Consider the following 4,538-nt stretch of genomic DNA (forward strand, 5'->3'; position numbering starts at 1 on the left):
GTTTCGCGCAGACCCTTTCCAGCGTGGCGACGACGTCCTCGGCCCGGTAGCTGAAGCGCGGATCGACCGCCGGCGAGAAGCGCGAGAAGGTGTCGACCAGGGTCAGAACCCGGACCTTACGGCCCGTCGCCAACTGGTCATGGACAAAATCCATCGCCCAGACATCGTTCGGCCGCGTCGCCGGCGCGCGATCCTCGCGCAGCTTCGCCTTGACCCGACGCTTGGGCGTCTTGTTCCGAAGTTGCAAGCCTAACTCATTGTAGATCCTTCGAATCCGCTTCTGATTGACCTGCCAGCCCTCGCGCCGCAGGAGCACGTCGACACGGCGATAGCCATAGCGAACGCGCGTCTCGCAGATCGCCTTGATCCGGGCTGCCAAGGGGGCCTGATCGGGCCGGCACGACTTGTAGTGATAGCTGGACGTGTCGAACTCCAGGACAGCACAGGCCCGTCGGATCGATACCTGCCATTCGCCACACATCACGCCGACGAGCTCGCGCTTGCGACCAGGCCTCAGAGCTTTCGGCGAATGACGTCCTGCAGCATCTCGCGGTCCAGCGCGAGATCGGCGACCAGCTTGCGCAGCTTCGCGTTCTCGTCCTCAAGCTGCTTCAGCCGGCGCATCTCGGCCGGCAGCAGCCCCTCATACTTCTTCTTCCAGTTGAAATAGGTCGCCTGGCTGATCCCGGCTCGCCGGCAGATCTCCGCCACCGGAATCCCGTCCGCGCCCTGCTTCAGGATGAACGCCTTCTGGGCGTCCGAGAACTTCGAATCCTTCATCGTCTTCCGCTCCTCCCAGCCCATGGGAAACGACACGGAAAACTCTAACCCAAAGCGATCCAGTTTTAAGGGCTCAGATCATGGCCTTCACGTCCGCCAGATTCACGCTGAGGGCGACCTCACTCAGGCTGAATGCCGCAAGCGTAGCAGATGCACACCCTGACCAAATAACAGGGGGATCCTATGGCGGAGGTGATGAGGTCGGATGCGGGCGCGCCGTGTGCGGCCTATCCGCACCTACCGGGCGACCGGGAAAATCGAGGCTCCGATCCGCGCTGCGCTGTCGAGGTTTTCAGTGACCTGAGGAATCGCGTTTCGCCTGGGCGACATGGGATGCCTTGCGAAGGCGTCCCCGTTCCGCCGGGCGGATCAGCGAATTCACCTCCTTGTCCGGGATGTCGTGCATGCCTCGATTGGCGTGCCGGGTGTTGAACGGGATGTTGTTGTGCTGCGCGTGCATCTTGAGTTCGAGCGCGCGCTGGGCGTTCTCGATCAGGCTATGGTTCTTCGCCATCTCGGCGCGGCGCTGAATCTCGGCATTCAGTCGTTTCAGGGCAGCCGACAGCGTTGTTGCCTTCAGGCTCGACCCGGCATGTCCGCCGCTGGGCTCCGCACCTTTGGGAGGCGATTTGCCGCGCATCTCGCGCCGCTGCTGGTTGGCGTGGCTGCTGGCCTTGTCGCGCAGGTCCCGCAACCGCTTCAGCAAGACGTTCAAGGCGTCGTCCGCCAGGTCCTGCACGGCGGGGTGGCGCGTCTGCGCGACGATCTCCCGCTCCTCGACATTAAGCGCTCGCTCTTCGTCCTTGCGCGTCTGGGCCATGGCGTTCTCCTCCTGGGTGCAGGTCCGTCTCGGGGCGGCGGCGGGCGGTTTCGTCAGTTCAGCATGTTGTCTTTCGGTTGGATCAGCTCAGGCAGATCTTTGCAGCCGAGCATCGACAGCATCTCCCGCTCGACAATGCGCTGCAGCGCGTTCAGCGGCAATGCGTTCGGTTGCGATCCGAACGGATCCTCGAGCTGGTGGCCGAGCGCATCGAGCCCGAAGAAAGTGTAGGCCACGAGCAGCACGGGCAAAAGGGTCCACCAGGCGAGCGAGCCGGCCAGCGCAAAGGGCAAGGTCATGCAGAAGACCAGCGCCGTGCGGTGGAGCAGCAGCGAATAGGCGAAGGGGACGGGCGTATGGGCAATGCGCTCGCAACTGCCCTGTACATCGGACAAGGCCGTCAGCTGCCCCTCGATGACCGAATAGTGGATCGCGCTGAGCTCGCCATTGTGCATGACCGCGATGCTGTACTTCCCGAGTTCGTACAGGACGGCGTTCGTCGGGTTCGGGCTTTCCGAGATCGAGGCCGGATCGAACCATTTGCCGATTGCGGCGAGCTCGTCGCCGCCCCGTAGCCGCGTCACTAAGCCGGAGGTGAACCCGCAGAGACCGCGCAACAGGAAGCGCTGGTGGCTCGCATCGAGAGCCGAAACCTGGCGGGCCAGCGAGCGGCAGGCGATSATGAGCTCGCCCCAGAGTTTCCGCCCATCCCACCAGCGCGCATAGCAGGTGTTGTTGCGGAAACTCATGAAGACCGAGAGGGCGATGCCGATCAGCGTGAACGGAATGGCACTGATCTTGGCGAAGATGCCGGGATGCTCGTCCGCCGCAAAGACGGCGATGGCGGTGACCACCGCGATTCCGGCGAGGTGCGGCAGAATTCGGGGCAGTATCGAGCCGTTGACCGCAAAGAGGATGTCCCTGAAGCCAGGTTTCGACCGCAATATCATCGAGCGCTTCGCCTTCGTCGATCCGGTGTCGATGTGCGAAAAGGAAATTGCATCGATCGTGCCAGCCACGTGCCTCAGGCGGCTCAACCACTTAGCCACCGCATAGGACCTGCGAATGGACAAAATGTCCAAAAAATCGGGACAAATTGTCTATAGATTTCAATATGATAGAGTGATTTAATCGTTGCTCGCCACCTTGGAGGCCCAGTCCATGGCCAACGGCAAGCCACGCTATCAGCCCTATCATCACCCCGCCGGTGGCTGGGGAGCCGCCGCAGCGACCGCCAAGGTGCTGATGGAGCAGAGCGTCATCACCAAGGGCTCGCGGGCGCTGCTCTCGATGAACCAGCCGGGTGGCTTCAAATGCCCGAGCTGCGCCTTTCCGGACGCCGATTGCAAGAAGACCCTGGAGTTTTGCGAGAACGGCGCAAAGGCGCTCGCCTTCGAGGCGACCAAGCGCCGCGTCACGCGCGAATTCTTCGCACGGCACACCGTTGCCGAGCTGATGGAGCAATCCGACTACTGGCTCGAGATGCAAGGTCGCCTCACCGAACCCATGCGCTACGAGACTGCTTCGGATCGCTACGTGCCCTGCAGCTGGGACGAGGCTTTCGCGCTGATCGGAAAGCACCTGCGCAGTCTCGAAAGTCCGCATCAGGCGGAGTTCTACACATCGGGCCGCACCCCGAACGAGGCAGCATTCCTCTACGCGATATTCGTTCGCGCCTTCGGGACCAACAATTTTCCCGACTGTTCCAACATGTGCCATGAGCCGACCAGCCGAGGCTTGCCGCCGGCCATCGGCGTCGGCAAGGGCACGGTGGTGCTGGAGGATTTCGAGCACGCCGAGGCGATCTTCGTGATCGGCCAAAACACCGGCACGAATTCTCCGCGCATGATGACCAATCTGGTCGAGGCCCGGAAGCGCGGTGTGCCAATCGTCGCCGTCAACCCCATGCCGGAGCGGGCGCTGATCCGCTTCACCGAGCCGCAGGACGTCGTCCAGATGGCGACCTTCGGCTCCACCGCCATCGCCAGCGAATTCGTCCATATCCGCATTGGCGGCGATCTCGCGCTGATCAAGGGCATGATGAAGGTGATCTTCGAGCGCGAGGCGCAGGGCGAAGCGATCATCGATCACGACTTCATCCGCGAGCACACGGTCGGGATTGACGCCATTCGCGAGGATGCGATGGCGCAGGACTGGGCTGAGATCGTGCGCGTTTCAGGGCTCGAGGAAGCGCAGATCCGGCGCTGCGCCGAAATCTACATCCGGTCACGCGCGACGATGATCTGCTACGGCATGGGATTGACGCAGCACCAGCAAGGCTCTCGCCTGCTGCAGCAGGTCGCCAATCTGCTGCTCCTGCGCGGCAATTTCGGCAAGCCGGGTGCCGGCATCTCGCCGATCCGCGGCCATTCGAACGTGCAGGGCGATCGCACGGTCGGCATCGACGAGAAGCCCACGCAGGACTATCTCGACCGCGTGCGCGACGTCTTCGGCTTCGAGCCGCCGCGCCATCACGGCCACCACACCATCGAAACCATCGAGGCGATGGAGAACGGCACCGCCAAGGTTTTCATCGGCATGGGCGGCAATTTTGTGCGCGCCATTCCAGACACCGAGCGTTCCTACGCCGCCATGCGCAAACTCGACCTGACAGTGGGGATCGCGATCAAGCTCAACCGTGGCCATCTCGTCCATGGCCGCGAGGCYTTGATCCTGCCGGTGATCGCGCGCTCCGAGCGGATCGTGACGAAGGCGGGCGAGCAATTCGTCACGATCGAGGATTCGATGTCGAACGTCACGGCTTCGCGCGGTGTCCTCACGCCGGCGAGTCCCGACCTGCGTCCGGAGGTGGAGATCGTCTGCCGGATGGCGCTGGCGACCCTGCCGGACAGCACCGTGCCGTGGCAAAGCTACATCGACGATTACGGCTTGATCCGCGACAAGATCGCCGAGGTTTACCCGGAGATCTACGCAAGCT

At 62.9% G+C, this 4,538-nt stretch carries 3 protein-coding genes and 1 pseudogene; 1 reads left to right on the top strand and 3 read right to left on the bottom strand.

What is annotated here, in order from left to right:
• The 3 genes and pseudogenes from AB4Y99_RS25970 to AB4Y99_RS25980 form a co-directional block, all read right to left on the bottom strand.
• Positions 1 to 780, bottom strand: a pseudogene (locus AB4Y99_RS25970) (IS3 family transposase); the annotation flags it as partial.
• 292 nt (positions 781 to 1,072) lie between these two features.
• Complete coding sequence (locus tag AB4Y99_RS25975) at positions 1,073 to 1,600, bottom strand: hypothetical protein (protein WP_441525354.1); 528 nt, start codon at positions 1,598 to 1,600, stop codon at positions 1,073 to 1,075.
• A 53-nt stretch (positions 1,601 to 1,653) separates the two neighbouring features.
• On the bottom strand, positions 1,654 to 2,673 hold the full coding sequence (locus tag AB4Y99_RS25980) for a bestrophin family protein (protein ID WP_441525355.1): 1,020 nt from the start codon (positions 2,671 to 2,673) through the stop codon (positions 1,654 to 1,656).
• Between the two features lie 88 nt (positions 2,674 to 2,761).
• Here AB4Y99_RS25980 and AB4Y99_RS25985 point away from each other — a divergent pair.
• Positions 2,762 to 4,538, top strand: a 1,777-nt coding sequence (locus AB4Y99_RS25985) for an FdhF/YdeP family oxidoreductase (protein WP_441525356.1), incomplete at its 3' end; no start/stop codon positions are given.

Source organism: Allobosea sp. TAB14 (genome assembly GCF_052113865.1).
In the GTDB taxonomy this organism is placed as follows: domain Bacteria; phylum Pseudomonadota; class Alphaproteobacteria; order Rhizobiales; family Beijerinckiaceae; genus Allobosea; species Allobosea spartocytisi.